This window comes from Aeromonas sp. FDAARGOS 1411, assembly GCF_019047125.1.
Classification (GTDB): domain Bacteria; phylum Pseudomonadota; class Gammaproteobacteria; order Enterobacterales; family Aeromonadaceae; genus Aeromonas; species Aeromonas veronii.
On sequence record NZ_CP077214.1, the window covers coordinates 334,388 to 351,014 of the forward strand.

The 16,627-nt window shown below is 60.4% G+C and carries 16 protein-coding genes; 11 read left to right on the forward strand and 5 right to left on the reverse strand.

The window, feature by feature from the left end:
• Positions 1-19: 19 nt before the first annotated feature.
• On the reverse strand, positions 20-886 hold the full coding sequence (locus tag I6L41_RS01480) for a helix-turn-helix transcriptional regulator (protein WP_013723539.1): 867 nt from the start codon (positions 884-886) through the stop codon (positions 20-22).
• A 15-nt stretch (positions 887-901) separates the two neighbouring features.
• On the reverse strand, positions 902-1,759 hold the full coding sequence (locus tag I6L41_RS01485; protein WP_107683650.1) for a formate dehydrogenase accessory sulfurtransferase FdhD: 858 nt from the start codon (positions 1,757-1,759) through the stop codon (positions 902-904).
• 235 nt (positions 1,760-1,994) lie between these two features.
• On the opposite strand from I6L41_RS01485, the gene I6L41_RS01490 reads away from it, so the two are divergent.
• The 10 genes from I6L41_RS01490 to I6L41_RS01535 all read left to right on the forward strand — a co-directional run bounded on the left by I6L41_RS01490 (position 1,995) and on the right by I6L41_RS01535 (position 12,060).
• Entirely contained in the window at positions 1,995-2,660 is a 666-nt protein-coding gene (locus I6L41_RS01490) for a hypothetical protein (protein WP_216961481.1), read from the forward strand.
• A 408-nt stretch (positions 2,661-3,068) separates the two neighbouring features.
• Entirely contained in the window at positions 3,069-3,623 is a 555-nt protein-coding gene (locus I6L41_RS01495; RefSeq protein WP_216961484.1) for a DUF3305 domain-containing protein, read from the forward strand.
• Entirely contained in the window at positions 3,616-4,209 is a 594-nt protein-coding gene (locus tag I6L41_RS01500; protein WP_158112138.1) for a DUF3306 domain-containing protein, read from the forward strand. The genes I6L41_RS01495 and I6L41_RS01500 overlap by 8 nt, the downstream gene beginning before the upstream one ends.
• Before the next feature lie 103 nt (positions 4,210-4,312).
• A complete protein-coding gene (locus tag I6L41_RS01505; RefSeq protein WP_216961487.1) occupies positions 4,313-6,043 on the forward strand; it encodes a 4Fe-4S binding protein in 1,731 nt (576 codons plus the stop codon).
• Positions 6,044-6,052: 9 nt separating this feature from the next.
• Complete coding sequence (locus I6L41_RS01510; RefSeq protein WP_216961490.1) at positions 6,053-6,670, forward strand: molecular chaperone; 618 nt, start codon at positions 6,053-6,055, stop codon at positions 6,668-6,670.
• A gap of 117 nt (positions 6,671-6,787) precedes the next feature.
• Entirely contained in the window at positions 6,788-6,991 is a 204-nt protein-coding gene (locus I6L41_RS01515; protein ID WP_005303194.1) for a transcriptional initiation protein Tat, read from the forward strand.
• 23 nt (positions 6,992-7,014) lie between these two features.
• Positions 7,015-9,891, forward strand: a complete 2,877-nt coding sequence (locus I6L41_RS01520) for a formate dehydrogenase subunit alpha (protein ID WP_216961492.1) — start codon at positions 7,015-7,017, stop codon at positions 9,889-9,891.
• Positions 9,892-9,895: 4 nt separating this feature from the next.
• Positions 9,896-10,522 carry a formate dehydrogenase FDH3 subunit beta gene (gene fdh3B / locus I6L41_RS01525; RefSeq protein WP_005334799.1) on the forward strand — a complete coding sequence of 209 codons (627 nt, stop codon included), beginning with the start codon at positions 9,896-9,898 and terminating at the stop codon, positions 10,520-10,522.
• Positions 10,519-11,490 carry a formate dehydrogenase subunit gamma gene (locus I6L41_RS01530; protein WP_216961495.1) on the forward strand — a complete coding sequence of 324 codons (972 nt, stop codon included), beginning with the start codon at positions 10,519-10,521 and terminating at the stop codon, positions 11,488-11,490. Before fdh3B ends, I6L41_RS01530 begins: the two co-directional genes overlap by 4 nt.
• A 159-nt stretch (positions 11,491-11,649) precedes the next feature.
• Complete coding sequence (locus I6L41_RS01535; protein ID WP_236396759.1) at positions 11,650-12,060, forward strand: DNA breaking-rejoining protein; 411 nt, start codon at positions 11,650-11,652, stop codon at positions 12,058-12,060.
• Between the two features lie 87 nt (positions 12,061-12,147).
• Here I6L41_RS01535 and I6L41_RS01540 read toward each other — a convergent pair whose 3' ends face one another.
• Positions 12,148-12,912 (reverse strand): ABC transporter substrate-binding protein, encoded by a 765-nt coding sequence (locus I6L41_RS01540; RefSeq protein ID WP_216961499.1) that lies wholly within the window; start codon positions 12,910-12,912, stop codon positions 12,148-12,150.
• A gap of 274 nt (positions 12,913-13,186) precedes the next feature.
• Here I6L41_RS01540 and I6L41_RS01545 point away from each other — a divergent pair, with 274 nt between their 5' ends.
• On the forward strand, positions 13,187-14,902 hold the full coding sequence (locus tag I6L41_RS01545) for an NAD-dependent malic enzyme (protein WP_064339679.1): 1,716 nt from the start codon (positions 13,187-13,189) through the stop codon (positions 14,900-14,902).
• An 87-nt stretch (positions 14,903-14,989) separates the two neighbouring features.
• Here I6L41_RS01545 and I6L41_RS01550 read toward each other — a convergent pair whose 3' ends face one another.
• Together I6L41_RS01550 and I6L41_RS01555 are read right to left on the reverse strand one after the other, a co-directional pair.
• Positions 14,990-15,331: an RT0821/Lpp0805 family surface protein gene (locus tag I6L41_RS01550; RefSeq protein WP_064335766.1), complete on the reverse strand. Its 342-nt coding sequence runs from the start codon at positions 15,329-15,331 to the stop codon at positions 14,990-14,992.
• Positions 15,328-16,623: a Hint domain-containing protein gene (locus I6L41_RS01555; protein WP_216961502.1), complete on the reverse strand. Its 1,296-nt coding sequence runs from the start codon at positions 16,621-16,623 to the stop codon at positions 15,328-15,330. Before I6L41_RS01555 ends, I6L41_RS01550 begins: the two co-directional genes overlap by 4 nt.
• Positions 16,624-16,627 lie beyond the last annotated feature (4 nt).

Sequence of the window (16,627 nt, forward strand, 5' to 3'; positions counted from 1 at the left end):
TCGGTGGGGGAGTGGTTATTTACTGCGGACTCCATACCAGCTTGCCGCTCTGGGTCAGGTCATAGCCGCCGAGGCGAGCCGCCAGCTCGCGCCCCTCGGGGGATTGCAGCCAGCCGATCAGCTGTTGCAGCAGGGTGCGAAAGAAGACCCCCTGCGGCATCACCAGATCGAAGCACTCCTGCGACAGCGGCATAAAGCCGAGGCCAAACTCGGTGGCTGTGCTCTGGGCGCCGGGCCCGACATCCGCATCGCCACGGCTGATGGCGGCGGCCAGCTCCCGCTCGCTGTTGACCTCGAGGGTGCGCTCCAGCCGGGTCAGCGACTCCCCCTGGGTTTGCAGCCACTCCTGCAGGGCGCGCTGGCTGCCAGCCCCCTCCTGACGCATGGCCCAGCGCCAGTCGAGCGCCTCTTTCGCCTCCTTGGGTTGCAGCCCTTGCCGCAGCACCAGCCCCTGCACCCGCCTGAATCCATGAACGATCACCCATTGTCGGTGGCCCTGATACTGCTGCACCAGTGCCGGGTGGCGCAGGTGCGCCTCCTCGGCCTGCCCCCAGTGGATGGCGCAGAGATCCACATGGCCGCGTGCCAGCATCGCCAGCCCCTGACGGGTACCGCACGGGGTGTAGCCCACCAGTGCCTGGGTGCCGAGCTGCTGGGCCAAGCGGCTGCTGGCGTAGTGGAGCAGTACATCGTCCGAGCCTGCCAGCAGCAGCCGGTCGTTCATCACCCCCTCGTGGCAACTGCCGAGCAGCCAGCGATCGAGCAGGGAGCGGGGAAACAGCCACTTGCCGGTCGCCTTGGTGGCGGGGATGCGCGCCTCGTTGGCGAGCTGGTAGACCTTCTTCTCGTTGAGATCGAGGTATTCCGCCACCTGCTTGACGTTCATAAATTCGTTCATTGCTTAGTCCCGCATCCCGCGACCGGCTGAACCGGGCGCCAGCACCGGCGGCTTCTCGTCCAGCACCATATGGTCGTGGCCGCTGAATACCTCGAAATGGCGCCCCTTGGCGCGGGCAATCATGGTGATGCCGAGCTGGCGGGCCAGATCCAGCCCCATCTGGGTGACGCCGGAGCGCGACAGCAGCACCGGAATGCCCATCTGCGCCACCTTGATCACCATCTCCGAGGTGAGCCGCCCGGTGGTGTAGAAGATCTTGTCATGGCCACTCTCGCCGCGCATCCAGAGCTCGCCCGCCAGGGTATCCACCGCATTGTGGCGCCCCACATCCTCGACAAAGGAGAGGATTTCGCTGCCGCGACAGATGGCGCAGCCATGGACGGCACCGGCCATCTTGTAGGTTTCGTTATGGGCCGACAGCGCCTTGAGCAGGGCGTAGAGGGTGCTCTGTTTAAGCTCGGGCGCCGCCAAGACCACCCCTTCGAGCTTCTTCATCACGCTGCCATACATGGTGCCCTGACCGCAGCCGGAGGTGACCGTCTTCTTCTCCAAGGATTTGTCGAGATCGGCGGCCTGCTGGCTGCTCACCACGGCGGCGGCCTCGCTCTCCCAGTCGACGATCACCGACTCGATGGCCGCAATATCCTCGATAAAGCCCTGATTTTTCAGATAACCCAGCACCAGCGCCTCGGGGCGGGCCCCCAGCGTCATCAGGGTTACGATCTCCTTCCAGTTGAGGTAGACCGTCAGTGGCCGCTCGCAGGCGATTTGGCGGGTGTTCATTGTGCCCTGCTCATCCATCACCTCGACGGCCATGGTGAGCTGGGCGGCAGCATTGCTTTTGATAAAGGTCGGTGTCATGGGCCCCTCGCGACCGGTTGCCGGGATCTAAGGGGAGGGATACAGCAAGTTTTGTTCCAGATTGTTAAAAGAAAAATATTGTTGTAGGTAAACATATTGTGTTTTGCAAAAAACGATCAAAATATCACTTTTTATTGGGTTCTGTATGAGTTCGTATGATAAGGTTTATTTATTAGGTTTAAATATTAAATTTGTTTGTGTTTGATTTTACAAAAGCAAGGGTGATAGGTTCGTAATGTTAAGCGAAAATTTATTGAGTTATAGGAAGAGGATTGATGAAGATGCAGGCTTACAGAGTAAAAGGAAATTATTAGTTTTACTATCTGTTTTGATGTTAGCCATTGACTTTACTGGTGCGACATTCAAAGAAGCAAATACATTTATATTCAAAATTGAATTTGAAAATCAGTCTGGCTTGAATGTTTTTTTACTTTTGTCGGTTGTGTACCTTCTAATTCGTTACTACGCATATGCACATAGTTATCATGAAGAGCTTTACAATCTATGGTCTGGTCGAATGCTTGAAGACCGAAATGTGTTTTACTATGACGTTGTTATGGAAGATGTGCGTGGTTTATTAGGGCCTGCTGTGGAGTTTTCTGGGAGCGATGAGCCTGGTATACAAGAATCTAAATATTACGTATCTGGAATATTTAAAAGGGCACTAATATTCCCCTCCTATCACATAGATGAAGATGGCGAGACGCATCAATTTGAAGAGTTGATTAAATTAACAAAGTTTAATGGCAAATGGACGCGTAAAAAATATATTAAGTTGCTTTCGCATGAATTAAAATATCAATCTTCAGCATTTTTTAAGTATCGAGAGAATTTGGATCTTATTGGCCCATATGTGATTGGAAGTTTGGCGATTATGCTGACTTTATGGAAAATGCTATAGGCCACTCTGTGGCGAGCATCTCGTATGTTGGGATGAATTGTAGGTTGGTGCTGAACGAAGTGAAGCCCAACGTTTACCGCGAACAGCCTTATCAAAGCAATAATCGGATAATTCAGAGTTATTCGATTATTGCCATCCCTGCTGATTAGGTTATGGCGGATTGGTCTGACTCCGTATGTTGGGCTTCGCTGCGCTCAGCACCAACCTACGTCCGCGTCGATCCATATCCCGCACAACGCGCCAACCCGCCAACCCGCAGCAATGCCTCCATCAACTACCAAACCTGCCTTGGCCCCACTCTTGCTATGTCTTATCCCATTGATGGCCGTAGCCGCCATAAGTCTCCTGCTGTGATCCGCCCCAAACGGGGTGGCTCACGGGGGAGGGCGGCTCGGCAGAGACCTTCTGATGGGAGCCGTGACAGTGCAAGAGACAACCAATACCTTGCCCCCGCAGCGCTGGCTGCAACTGGAGTTAAAGGCCATCGACAGCCAGGTTGGCCGCTGGCAGAGCCGCCGTTTCGAGATTGTGGCGCTCCATCCCGCCGAGCCCGAGGCTGCCGGTGCCTTGCCCCTTACCCTGTTTCGCGATGAGCGGGGGGATTATCGCTTCAATTTGAGCTCCGGCTCGCCCCGCCTCTTTGTGACCGGAAGCCGCGTGGACAGTGGCTTTGTGGCCGATGGTCTGACCCTGAGCCAGACCGTGGCCGCCGCCTATATGGATGGCGAGCGGCAGGTGCTCTCCTGCCCGCTACCCGAGGCGCTGCAAGCCTGGGTGGAGGCCTTTATCGGCCGCCACGGCGAGCTGCTGGAGGCCCGTCGCAAGGGCAAAAAGGGCAAGGGACGGGCGCAGGATCAGCTCGGTGTCGATACGGTAGATCAAGCCAACTGCGGCGCAGTCAAAGCCACCGGCCCCGATGGCCGCGAGCGTGGCAGTGACAGCGGAAATCGCGCCCATGAGTGAGTTCCTCAAACGCTGGTCGTCTCGCAAGAGTGAGGCGCGCAAGCATCAGGTATTGCGGCCACGGGAAGAGGTTAGCCCCGAGGCTGTTGCCGCCCCCATCGAAGGCTGTGGCGAAGGTAAAACTCCAGATACTGCGCTGGATAGCCCAGTAGTCAGCACTGACAAGGGGAGCTGTGAACCTCTTGCCGTTGAGGGGGCAGAGAGTGGCGAACCGCCGCTAACAACAGCCCAGCCGGGCAAGCCAAAACTTCCTGACAAGGAGGCGCTGCGGGCCATGTTTCGCAGCCATAAACCGGATGGGCTCGACGACTACACCCAGGATTTCAGTCAGCCCGAATTGCTGCCCGCGGCCCTGACCGCCGGGCTGCGTAACTGGCTGGTGGATCAGGTAACCGCCCAGGAGAGCGAATCGGCCAACTCGGCCAGCGGGTCTGCTGAACCGCTGGCGCTTGCCAGCGAACCTGCCGCCGACGAGCTGGCTGATAACCATTCTCAAACCCACACCGACGATCGGGACATTTTGGTTTCCTGTGGTGGACAAAATGTCCCAACCAAAGGTGGGGGAATGGAACCCTCAGGATCCTGACTCCCTGTCAGTCACTTTTTTCCCGGGGGAGTTGGCTCGCCTCTTGCTCTCTCGGCTTACCAACAAGCGCCCATCCCATGAGGTGGCGCGCACAGGAGCGTATGTGAGCACTGAACAAACATTGCCAAATCTGACCCACGAGGCGGGGGAGGCGGGGGCGGCCGCGCATAACGCGCGCGCGCGCGCCTATGCCCTGCAGCATACGGTCAAGACCGATAACCTGATCCCGGCCACTGTCTCTTACCAGAGTCAGGGGCGCCTGCTGCTGGTCGGCCCGGAAGATCGCATTCGCCGCGCCGCCAGCCTGCTGCCCGCCGGGGTGAAGCCCACCCTGCTGGTGAGCGAAGCGGTCCACGATGCCGAGGCGGCCGATCTCGAAGCCATCTTTGATGCCACCGCATCCCTCGCGGCCCTGACCCTGCGCGAACCGAGCCTGACAGGGTATCTGGGGCAGTTCCAGCTCATTGGCCTCAATGGGCAGGGTGAACGGGTTAATCTGGCTGCGCTCTGCTTTCCACAACAAACGGTTGTTGGTAGCGAACCGCGCTTTGATCTGGTGGCCGATCTGGGTCGCGCACCGCTCTTTGCACTGGAGCGCCCGCCGGTCGGTTATCTGCATCTTTCCGATGACCAAGGGCTGGCCGAACGGCTCACCGAGCTCTGTGCGCTGACCGGTATTTTCGACAAGCCGCGCTATTTTCGCCTCGACCCCGAGGCGTGCGCCTTTACCGCCCGCGGCGTGCCCGGTTGCAGCCGCTGCCTCGATGTCTGTCCGACCGATGCCCTCAAGCCCATCAATGGTCGCATCCAGATCGATCCCCATCTCTGTCAGGGCTTCGGTAGCTGTGCCTCGGCCTGTCCGACCGGGGCGATTGCCTATCACCAGCCCGATGCCAACACCAGCGGCGACTACCTGCTGCGATTGCTCAAGCATTATCGGGAGGCGGGCGGCGAAGTGCCTCGACTGCTGATCGCCGGTGAAAACGAGCGCGAATGGGTGGAAGCCGAGATCACCCGCCTGCCCGCCAACTGGCTGCCGGTCTGGGTGGAGGAGAGCGCGAGTTTAGGCATCGAGAGCTGGTTTGCCGCACTCGCCTATGGCGCCAGTGCGGTGCGCATTGCGCTGGGTGACGATGCCCCCGCAAGCGTCCGTGCACTGGTTGAGCGGGAACTGGCGAGCGCCGCCGTGCTGCTGGCGGGCGCCGGTCTCGCTGCCGATCGCATCGCCCTGTTTAACCCGGATGCCGAGCAAGATAAGCCGATCTCCGGCCTGCCAACCGTTGCCCTGCTGGAGAAGCCGCTTAAGGGAGACAAACGGGAAAACCTGTTTGCCGCCTTCGATGCCCTCTGGCAGGCCAACGAAGGGAGCCGCGAGCCGCTGGCGGTGCCTCACGGCGCCCCATACGGCAGTGTGGAGCTGAAAGAATCTGACTGCACCCTCTGCATGGGCTGCGTGGCGGTCTGCCCGAGCCGCGCCCTGCATGCGGTTGGGCACACGCCAGGCCTTAACTTTATCGAGCAGGATTGCATCCAGTGCGGCATGTGCGAAAAGGCGTGCCCCGAGCAGGCCATCGTGCTGATGCCCCGCCTGCAACCCGTGCCCGAGGCGCGCCGCGCCGTGCAGAGCCTGAAAGCCGAAGAGGCCGCCTGCTGCATTCGCTGCTCCAAGCCGTTCGCGCCCGCCTCGATGATCCGCCGCATCCAGCAAAAACTGGCCGGTCACTCCCACTTCCAGAACGAGGCCGCCCAGCGGCTGCTGATGTGTGAGGATTGCCGGGTCAAGGATGTGTTTGCAGCGCTGGCGGCGGATCCCGTCTCCCAGCTCAAGGTGTGAGGGCCAGTGATGAGTGAACAACATAACGAAAAGGCTGGCGAACTGACCATGACCGAACTGGAACAGAGCAGCGCCGATCTCTACGCCCTGCTGGCAAGCCTCTGGCGCGCCGCCCCCCGTGGCGAACAGCTCGCCTGGCTGCAAGGGTTGCAGACCATGCCGGGCCCCTTTGCCAGAGGGCTCGGGCTGGTGCAGCTGGCGGCTAGCAGCCACCACGAAAACGAGCTTGCCGAGGAGTATCAGGAGCTCTTTATCGGGCTGGGGCGCGGTGAAATTGTGCCGTTTGCCTCCTGGTATCTCACCGGCTCATTGATGGAGCTGCCGCTGGCGGTGCTGCGCGCAGATCTGCAGTCGCTTGGTTTCGAGCGCCAGAGCGGGGTGTGCGAGCCGGAAGATCATCTCGCCGCCCTCTGTGAGGTGATGGCTGTACTGATCGCCGAGCAACACCCGGATCGCAACCGCTTCTATGAGCGCCACCTTGCCCCTTGGGTAGTCGCCTGCTGCCGCGATCAGCAACAGGCGAAGGGGGGTAGCTTCTACCGGGCGGTCGGCGCCCTTGCCGAAGATTTCTTCAAGTTGGAAAACGAATTGCGCCTGCCGTTTGGCGCCTGCGTGGTGCCGGGCTGAATGCCCCTATCTGCGCATAACAAGAGCTGCGCATAACAAAACGAGCAGACGAGATATCCCATTGGACGCGAAGCTGGCGCGCAGGCGCCAGCAAGAACAACAACAGAGGTCACAAGAATGAGCGATGAACAGCTGAAAGACCCGTCCCGCCGCAATCTGATCAAGGGAGTTGGCGTGGTCGCCACCATAGGCGTGCTGGCCGGTGCCACCGGTCGGGTAGTGGGCAAAGAGGTGCTGACCCACGACACCGAGCCTGACAAGGGCTATCGGGAGACCCCCCATGTTCACGACTTTTATCGCACCCTGCGCGGCACCGACTGAGCCGGATCAGTGAAGGAGAACTCATGAAACTGACAAAACGTGCCGAGCAGCCCCAGGCGGGTGAGCAGGGCAATCAGGCCATTCGCGGCCAGGGACTGACCCGCCGTGCCTTTATGGTCAACTCAAGTCTGGTGGCCGGTGGCGCCGTGGCGGCCGGTTGGCTGGCCCCAGCCATGATGCAGCGGGCCGAGGCCAAAACCGTGGCGGCCGAGGTGCCGGTCGAGGTGAAGCGCACCATCTGTTCCCACTGCTCGGTGGGCTGCGGCGTCTATGCCGAGGTGCAGAACGGTGTTTGGACCGGTCAGGAGCCAGCTTTCGATCACCCCTTCAACCTTGGCGGTCACTGCGCCAAGGGGGCGGCCCTGCGCGAGCACGGCCACGGTGAGCGTCGCCTCAAGTACCCGATGAAGCTGGTGGGCGGCAAGTGGCAGCGCATCAGCTGGGATCAGGCCATCGAAGAGGTGGGCAACGAAGTGCTGCGCCTTCGCAAGGAGTCCGGCCCCGACAGCGTCTACTGGCTCGGCTCCGCCAAGCACTCCAACGAGCAGGCCTACCTGTTTCGCAAGATGGCGTCCCTGTGGGGCACCAACAACGTGGATCACCAGGCGCGGATCTGCCACTCCACCACGGTCGCTGGCGTCGCCAACACCTGGGGCTACGGCGCCATGACCAACAGCCTGAACGACATGCACAACAGCAAGTCGATCATGTTTATCGGCTCCAACCCGGCGGAGGCCCACCCGGTCGCCATGCAGCACATCCTGCTGGCGAAAGAGCGCAATGGCTGCAAGATCCTGGTGGTTGACCCGCGCCGCACTCGCACTGCCGCCAAGGCGGACATGTACCTCTCCCTGCGTCCGGGCACCGACGTTGCCTTTATCTGGGGCATGCTCTGGCACATCTTCAAGAACGGCTGGGAAGACAAGGAGTTCATCCGCACCCGCGTCTACGGCATGGACGAGGTGCAAAAAGAGGTGGCGCGCTGGACTCCGGCGGAAGTGGAGCGGGTAACCGGCCTCAACGAACAGCAGGTCCATGGCGCCGCCAAGCTGCTGGCCGACAACCGCCCCGGCTGCGTGGTCTGGTGCATGGGCGGTACCCAGCACACCACCGGCAACAACAACACCCGTGCTTACTGCATCCTCGAACTGGCCCTCGGCAACGTGGGCAAGAGCGGGGCGGGCACCAACATCTTCCGCGGTCACGACAACGTGCAGGGCGCCACCGACTTTGGCGTCACCTCCGACTCTCTGCCCGGTTACTACGGGCTGGAAGAGGGCTCCTGGAAGCACTGGGCCCGGGTGTGGGATGTGGATTACGAGTGGATCAAGGCCCGCTTCGACAACAAGGCCTACAACGGCAAGCTGCCGATGAACAACAACGGCATTCCGGTCTCCCGCTGGGTGGACGGGGTGCTGGAGAACGCCGATCTCATCGAGCAGGGATCCAATATCCGCGCCATGTTCTACTGGGGCCATGCGGTCAACTCCCAGACCCGCGGCCCGGAAATGAAGAAGGCGATGCAAAAGCTCGACATGATGGTGATTGTCGACCCGTATCCCACCGTTGCCTCGGTGATGAACGATCGCACCGACGGCGTCTACCTGCTGCCGGCCACCACCCAGTTCGAAACCTATGGTTCCGTTACCGCCACCAACCGCTCCATGCAGTGGCGCGACAAGGTGATAGAACCCCTGTTCGAATCCAAGGTCGATCACGAGATCATGTATCTGCTGAGCAAGAAGCTCGGTTTTGCCGACCAGTTGTTCAAGCACATCAAGGTGGAGAACAACCAGCCGCTCTTGGAAGACATCACCCGCGAGTACAACCGCGGTATGTGGAGTGTGGGTTACACAGGCCAGAGCCCGGAGCGGCTCAAGGCGCACCAGCAGAACTGGCACACCTTCCACAAGACCAACCTCAAGGCCGAGGGTGGCCCGGTTAGTGGCGAAGTGTATGGTCTGCCCTGGCCCTGCTGGGGCACCCCGGAGATGAAACATCCCGGCAGCCATATCCTCTACGACACCAGCATTCCGGTCTCGCAAGGGGGCGGTGGTTTCCGCGCCCGCTTCGGCATCGAGTATCAGGGCGTCTCGCTGCTCGCCGAAGACTCCTGGCCGAAAGGGAGCGAGGTGGAAGACGGTTATCCCGAGATCACTGCCGACCTGATGAAGCAGCTCGGCTGGTGGGATGAGCTGACCGAAGCTGAGAAGAAAGAGGCCGAGGGCAAGAACTGGAAGACCGATCTCTCCGGCGGTATCCAGCGGGTCGCCATCAAGCACGGCTTTGTGCCGTATGGCAACGCCAAGGCGCGCTGCGTGGTGTGGACCTTCCCGGATCAGGTGCCCAAGCACCGCGAGCCGCTCTACACCCCGCGCCGCGACTTGCTGGCCGACTACGCCACCTGGCCTGATTCGAAGAGCCTGTGGCGCCTGCCGACCCAGTACGCCTCGGTGCAGGAGAAGGATGTCAGCAAGGAGTTCCCGATCATCCTCACCTCCGGCCGTCTGGTCGAATACGAGGGGGGCGGCGACGAGACCCGCTCCAACCCCTGGCTGGCTGAATTGCAGCAGGAGATGTTCGTCGAGATGAACCCGGCGGATGCCAACGATGTCGGCGTGCGCGACGGTCAGGATGTGTGGGTCGAGGGGCCGGAAGGGGGCCGGGTCAAGGTGAAGGCGCTGGTGACCCCGCGGGTCAAGCCGGGGCTCGCCTTTATGCCGTTCCACTTCGGCGGCCACTTCGAGGGCAAGGATCTGCGATCCAAATATCCGGAAGGGTCTGACCCCTATGTGCTGGGGGAGTCGGTCAACATAGTCACCACCTATGGTTATGACCCGGTCACCCAGATGCAGGAGACCAAGGTCACCCTGTGCCGTTTTCGCAAAGTAGGAGCCTGATCCCATGGCCAGAATGAAATTCATGTGTGACACCAAGCGCTGCATCGAGTGCAATGGCTGTGTGACGGCGTGCAAGAACGAGAACGACGATGCCCTCGAGTGGGGCATCCAGCGCCGCCGGGTGGTGACCCTCAACGACGGCCTGCCGGGGGAGACCTCCATTTCGGTCGCCTGCATGCACTGCACCGACGCCCCCTGCATGGCGGTCTGCCCGGCCGACTGCTTCTATCACACCGACGACGGCATCGTGCTGCACAACAAGGATCTCTGCATCGGTTGTGGCTACTGCCTGTTTGCCTGCCCGTTCGGGGCGCCCCAGTTCCCGAAGACCGCCGCCTTTGGCGATCGGGGCAAGATGGACAAGTGCACCTTCTGTGCCGGCGGCCCGGAAGAGGATCACAGCGAGGCGGAGCGCCAGAAGTACGGTGCCAACCGCATCGCCGAGGGCAAGCTGCCCATGTGTGCCGAGCTCTGCTCCACCAAGGCACTGCTGGCAGGGGATGCGCAGGTCATCTCCGACATCTTCCGCGAGCGGGTCGCCTATCGCGGTGCCAAGGATGCGGCCTGGGGTAACGGCGATGAGCTGTTCCACGACGCCAGCAAGCTGAACAAGCAGGGAGGGGCGGCATGAAAACCTGGCTAATGGCCCTGTTTGCTGCCCTGCTGCTGGTGAGTACCGCAAGCTTCGCCGATGCCGAGAAAGAGACGGTCGGCTTTGCCGGCGCCGATTACTGGCGGGCGGTGAAGGATGGGCAGGAGGGTGTGACCACCTCCCGCTCGCCGGAGCACGGGGTGCTTATCTCGGTGCCGGGCCAGCTCTGGTTCGAGGTGAAGACCAAGTGGGTGTCGCCGCTGGGTGCCATCGCCATCTTCGGATCGCTTGCCATGTGCGGCCTGATGTATCTGGTAGTGGGGCAGACCAAGCTCTCCAAGCCGCGCACCGGGCGCAAGCTCAAGCGCTGGAGCAGGCTGGATCGAGCGCTGCACTGGACCACGGCGGCCATGTTTCTGACCCTGTCCGGGTCGGGGCTGGCCATCATCTACGGCAAGTACTTCATCAAGCCGGTGGTGAGCCTCGGGGTGTGGGAGAACTGGATCTGGTTTGCCAAGGTGTTCCACAACTATGTGGGGCCGCTCTTCTTCCTCTGCCTGATGGGGGTGCTCATCAAGTGGTTCCGCCACAACATCGTCAACATGGTGGATGTGCAGTGGTTCATGAAGTTTGGCGGCATGCTCGGCAAGCACAAGGGAAGCCACCCCTCGGCTGGCTTCTCCAACGGTGGCGAGAAGGCGATCTTCTGGTTGCTGATCTGGTTTGGCGGCATTGTGGTGGCGACCGGGTTGTTCCTCGATTTCCCCATCTTCGGCCAGCTGCGCCGCCAGATGGAGTGGGCCAGTTTTATCCATATCGTAGGCGCCTTGATCCTTATCTGCGGCTTTATCTTCCATATCTACATGGGCCTGTTCCAGCTGGAAGGGGCGCTGGAGGGGATGGTGACCGGCGAGGTGGACGAGACCTGGGCCAAGGAGCACCACGACCTCTGGTATGAAGAGGTGAAGCACACCCTCGATGAGCCCAAGGCGGGGAAATCAAGCTGATGGTCGACAAAGAGTAAAGAGAAGGGGCGCTGCGGCGCCCCTTTTGATGGCGGGTCGATGGTGATGGCAAATTGATTGAACGATGCCGCAAACGGCGATGGTTTTTTGGGCCACCTTGAGCAACAGTAACAGGGGTTCCATTCACACAAGGGATGACAAATGATGAGAAAAGCATGGCTGGCAGCGGTATGTGCATCTGCGCTCTTCGGTGGTATTGCGGGCGTGGCGCAGGCGGCTGACGGGATCAAGACCCAGCAGGTGCAGTTCAAGAAGGGGGAGTCAGGGGCGACTATCAACGGCACTATTCAAGGTAGCCAGACCCTCGATTACAAGCTGACGGCCAACAAGGGCCAGAGCATGGTGGTGATCCTGACCGGCAAGCCCTACTTCAATATTTTGCCGCCGGGCAGCAAGGGGGAGGCGATCTTTGTTGGCTCGCGTGACGGGAACAACTTTGAGGCAACCCTGCCTGCCAAGGGCACTTATACCATTCGGGTCTACCAGATGGGGGCTGCCGAGAGCAGCAAGGCCAAGACGTCGTTCAAGCTGGAGGTGGGCATCAGCGGCTAATGCCGGCCGCTGACAAGCATCACAGAGGTGGTGGCCACAAAGGGCTGCCACCGTTGTTTTATCCTCTCTGTTTTTGCCTCGCCAAGGTCAATATTCACCCCGGGCCAGTCGCTCGAAGTAGCGCTGATAACGTCCGCTGGCGATGGTCTGCTGCAACTGCTGATTGAACTGATCCCGCAGTTTGGCTGAATCCGGCATCTTGCGCGGGAACATCACGAAGCTGTCGTTGCGCAGAAAAGGGGTCTGACTGTGGGTGATGAGTGCCGCGCTGGCGGGGTCGAACTGGCTCTGCAACTCGGCCAGACCGACTCGCAGCTCTTGCGGATAGAGGTCAATCCGCCCGCGCAGCAGCTTGCCGAAATTCTGTTTCACGTCGGTGACTTTCTGTTGGGTTACCTTGCCATCGGCCACCATCTTGTCCAGCTCGGGCCCGTAGCTATAGGCGATATCGCCCCCCAACCGCATGCCGATGATCTGCTCAAGGCGCTCGGCCTGCAGCTGCCGTGATTTGAGGGAGAAGAAGACAAACTGCTCCTGCAGCACCGCTTCGCTAAACAGAAAATCCTGCTCCCGCTCCGGTTTGTGCATCCAGACGGCGGTGGCGTCGTAGAGCTGGCTGTTGGCCGCCAGCGAATAGACCCGACCCCAGGGGGCGAAGTGGAACTTCACCTGATAGCCCGCCTCCTTGAACAGATCGCTGATGAGGTGGGCCACTGGACCGTGCTGTTTTGACTGCTCGGAGACGAAAGGGGGCCATTCACCCACGATGATGTTGAGCACCCGGCCCGGTGCGGCGAGAGCCGACTGGCAGGTCAGAAATAGCCACAGAGCAAGCAGCGGGATCAGGCGCATGGCAGAAAGAAGGGGACGCAGGCTGGCAGAGGCGAGGGCATCAGGTCACTCCCGGCTGTGATGCGGTGAAAGGGGCTGGGTTGCCCGCAATGCTAACATGAGTCTCATTCCTTGCCGTGGATATTTGTCTCGCCGGGGCCGCCAGGCGCCTATTTTGGCCGCAGGGTATGCCCAAGCTCACAAAACCGATCGAGTAAACGTCATATGATTGATTTCATTATGAGTCTTGCTCTCCTGCCGAACGGCAATTTCACGTAAATCAAAGAGAATGACTATGGCTACCGGACAATATCTGCTGTGGAAAGATGCACAGGGACAGGATTTTCGCCCCGTTGCACTGACCGGCACTGATCTGCTTAACAATCGATACCTCAACAAGGGCACGGCCTTCACCGAACAGGAGCGGGCCGATTTTGATCTTGATGGTTTGCTGCCGCCTCAGGTACAAACTTTTGAAGCCCAGCTCGAGCGAGTGTATGAGGGGTTCAAGAGCGCTTGCAGCGATATCGAGAAGTACCAGAACCTGCGTGCCCTGCAGGATCGCAACGAAACCCTGTTTTATGCCCTGTTGTCACGCCATGTGGAGGAGATGACTCCCTACATCTATACCCCGACCGTGGGCAAGGCGTGCCAGGAGTTCAGCCACCGCTTCCAGAAGCCGCGCGGCCTCTACATCACCCCGGACAACGTGGATGACATGGGCAGTCAGGCCCGTCACTTCGATGCCAAATCGATCCGCATCATAGTCGTCACCGACAGCCAGGGCATTTTGGGGATCGGCGACCAGGGGGTCGGCGGCATGGGCATCCCCATCGGCAAGCTGGCGCTCTATACCCTGGGTGCCGGTATTCACCCCGCCTGCTGCATGCCCATCGCGCTGGATGTGGGCACCGACAATCAGAAACTGCTCGATGATCCCATGTATCTGGGCCGCCCGCACAAGCGTATTCGCGGCAAGGAGTACGAAGAGTTCATCGACAAGTTTGTGCAGGGGGTCAAGCGCCACTTCCCCAATGCCGTGCTGCAGTGGGAAGACTTCAGCAAATCCAATGCCTTCAACAATCTGGCCCGCTACCAGCAGGCACTGCCGTCATTCAACGATGACATTCAGGGCACCGGTGCCGTGGTGCTGGCCGGTATTATCGGCGCGGTCAAGGTCAAGGGGGAGACCCTGGGCCAGCAGAACTATCTGGTCTACGGCGCTGGCGCCGGTGGGGTCGGCGTGGCGGATCAAATCTGCGCGGGGATGATCCGCGAGGGGATGGATCCGCAGGCGGCCCGCGATCGCATCTACATCCTGGATACCCAGGGGCTGGTGTGCGATAACCGGGACGGGCTCGACGAGTACAAGCGTCGCTACGCCAAACCTGGGCTGCTGTTGGCGGGTTGGGATACCGAGGTGCCCGGCAAGGCCAATCTGGCCGATGTGTTGCGTCATGTGCCCATTACCGTGCTGCTGGGTACCAGCGGTTCGGGCGGTGCCTTCCAGGAAGAGCATATCCAGCTGATGCTGCAGCATTGCGAGCGCCCCATGGTGTTCCCGCTCTCCAACCCGACCGCCAACTGTGAAGCGCTGCCGGAGGATATCTACCGCTGGAGCAAGGGCAAAGCCATTGTTGCGACTGGCAGCCCGTTCAAGGATGTGAGCTACGAGGGGCAGGAGTTCCGGGTCGGGCAGGGCAATAACGTCTTTATCTTCCCCGGTGTAGGTCTGGCGGCCATCGTCAGCCAGATCCGCGAGATCACGCCCGATGTCTTCACTACCGCCGCCTTTGCGCTGGCCGAGTGCGTGAGTGAGGTGGATCTGGCGAAAGGGGCCGTCTATCCCCGCATTCGCGAGCTGCGCAGCATCTCGGTGCATGTGGCGACCGCCGTGCTCAAGGATATCGTGCGTCGGGATCCCTCCCACCCGCTGATCGGTCAGGATCTGCAGCAGCATATCCTCAACCACATGTGGGAGCCGGTTTACCTGCCCTATCGTCGGGTATAACCGCGTATTCACCGCTCGGATAACGGGTCGGTAAAGATGACAAGGGGGTAGCGCTGCTACCCCCTTTCGTTTACCCCGTGGCATTCACTAAGTTCGCAATGGCCGCCAGCGCCCTTGCTGATTGCGACAGGCGGTATCCTGCCACTGCTGGCTCGCCTTGCCGATATAGAGTTGCTCGCGATAGTCGCGACACCATTCCCCGCTGGTATGGCGGAAGGTGCGTAGCGGGGTGACGCTACCCGAGTGACGGTTAGCCGGATTGAACCAGGTGAGGCTTTGCCCTTTGGTGCGGGTTTCCAGCGCCTTGGCGAGTGCCTGATTGGCCAGTTGAACATCGGCCTTATCCATCTGATGGTAAAGCGGCGGAGTGTCGACCGTGGCGCAGCCAGCGAGGCCGAGCAGGAGGAGTGGTAACAGATATCGCATCATGGTTGCCCCTGTTGGCTAAAGCCGTTGTTGAGCAGCGCCCGCTCCTGCTCATCGGTAAGCACTTGCTGGCGATCATCGACCGTGCCATCACCCCTGAGTTTGTTGCCGTTGGCATCGACGGCATCCACGCCGTTGTCATCGACCGTGCCATCACCCCTGAGCTTGTTGCCGTTGGCATCGACAGCATCCACGCCGTTGTCATCGACCGTGCCGTCACCTCTGAGCTTGTTGCCGTTGGCATCGACGGCATCCACGCCGTTGTCATCGATGGTTCCATCGCCTCTGAGCTTGTTGCCGTTGGCATCGACGGCATCCACGCCGTTGTCATCGATGGTGCCGTCACCTCTGAGCTTGTTGCCATTGGCATCGACGGTATCTACACCGTTGTCATCAACGCCATTGCCAAATCCGCGGCCACCCCCATGGCGTTCTCCCCCTGCATGTTTTTCTCCACCAGCATGCCGTTCACCTCCACCATGCTGCTCTCCGCCGGCATGCTCGCCCTGGCCGCCACTGTCATCGCTGACCCCATCGCTGTCGCTGCCACCGCCGCTGTCGCTGCCTCCGCCGCTGTTGCTGCCTCCGCCGCTGTTGCCACCACCACTGCTGCTGCCTCCGCCGCTGTTGCCACCACCACTGCTGCTGCCCCCACCACTGCTGCCCCCACTGCCACCATCGCCATCTTTGTTGTGAACGATCAGCTCATTGGCGATGTAGCTGTGGCTGCCATCGAGCAGCAGATTGAAGAGTGCGGTAGTGGGAGGCGCCTCGATCCAGCAGAGTGACTCAACCAGCAGTAATTCCGGCTGGGATTGCAGGGCCAGATTGCCCGTCACCATGACAGGTGCCGGGCGACACATTATCTGCATGCCGGTAAATAGCGGCAGCACTGCCAGTTGCGGGTTTTCGGTTCGTGTCATGGCCGGTGAGATGGCTGCCCAGCCCCGCGTGGTCAGCAGAGGGTGTTCTGCGGTAAAGAACGGGGGCAGATCATTGATCCCGTAGAGTCTGCGCTTGCCCAGTATGACCCGTTCGACCGCCAGGATCCGGTTACTGCCGCCGTGTTGATCCAGCACTCGTTCACCGACCCGGAGCGTCTCTATGGGGCGGGTGGAGCCATCGGCCATCGTGATGCGAGTGCCGGCGATAAAGCAGGACTTGGCATAGGCCTGATTCATTTGCCACTCATTGTGGGCGAAATCATAACTGAACGGGTTTGCAAACAGGGCGAGTGCGATGGCCGAGCCAATAAGCAATCTGCGCTGGCTGGCCTTGAATGGGGGCTGTGACATGGGG

Excerpts from the sequence above, each read along its gene's own strand:
- I6L41_RS01530 (WP_216961495.1), top strand. The coding sequence starts at position 10,519 with ATGAAAACCTGGCTAATGGCCCTGTTTGCTGCCCTGCTGCTGGTGAGT.
- I6L41_RS01500 (WP_158112138.1), top strand. The coding sequence starts at position 3,616 with ATGAGTGAGTTCCTCAAACGCTGGTCGTCTCGCAAGAGTGAGGCGCGC.
- I6L41_RS01510 (WP_216961490.1), top strand. The coding sequence starts at position 6,053 with ATGAGTGAACAACATAACGAAAAGGCTGGCGAACTGACCATGACCGAA.
- I6L41_RS01485 (WP_107683650.1), bottom strand. The coding sequence starts at position 1,759 with ATGACACCGACCTTTATCAAAAGCAATGCTGCCGCCCAGCTCACCATG.
- I6L41_RS01480 (WP_013723539.1), bottom strand. The coding sequence starts at position 886 with ATGAACGTCAAGCAGGTGGCGGAATACCTCGATCTCAACGAGAAGAAG.
- I6L41_RS01550 (WP_064335766.1), bottom strand. The coding sequence starts at position 15,331 with ATGATGCGATATCTGTTACCACTCCTCCTGCTCGGCCTCGCTGGCTGC.
- I6L41_RS01555 (WP_216961502.1), bottom strand. The coding sequence starts at position 16,623 with ATGTCACAGCCCCCATTCAAGGCCAGCCAGCGCAGATTGCTTATTGGC.
- I6L41_RS01490 (WP_216961481.1), top strand. The coding sequence starts at position 1,995 with ATGTTAAGCGAAAATTTATTGAGTTATAGGAAGAGGATTGATGAAGAT.
- fdh3B (WP_005334799.1), top strand. The coding sequence starts at position 9,896 with ATGGCCAGAATGAAATTCATGTGTGACACCAAGCGCTGCATCGAGTGC.
- I6L41_RS01540 (WP_216961499.1), bottom strand. The coding sequence starts at position 12,912 with ATGCGCCTGATCCCGCTGCTTGCTCTGTGGCTATTTCTGACCTGCCAG.
- I6L41_RS01515 (WP_005303194.1), top strand. The coding sequence starts at position 6,788 with ATGAGCGATGAACAGCTGAAAGACCCGTCCCGCCGCAATCTGATCAAG.
- I6L41_RS01545 (WP_064339679.1), top strand. The coding sequence starts at position 13,187 with ATGGCTACCGGACAATATCTGCTGTGGAAAGATGCACAGGGACAGGAT.
- I6L41_RS01535 (WP_236396759.1), top strand. The coding sequence starts at position 11,650 with ATGATGAGAAAAGCATGGCTGGCAGCGGTATGTGCATCTGCGCTCTTC.
- I6L41_RS01520 (WP_216961492.1), top strand. The coding sequence starts at position 7,015 with ATGAAACTGACAAAACGTGCCGAGCAGCCCCAGGCGGGTGAGCAGGGC.
- I6L41_RS01495 (WP_216961484.1), top strand. The coding sequence starts at position 3,069 with ATGGGAGCCGTGACAGTGCAAGAGACAACCAATACCTTGCCCCCGCAG.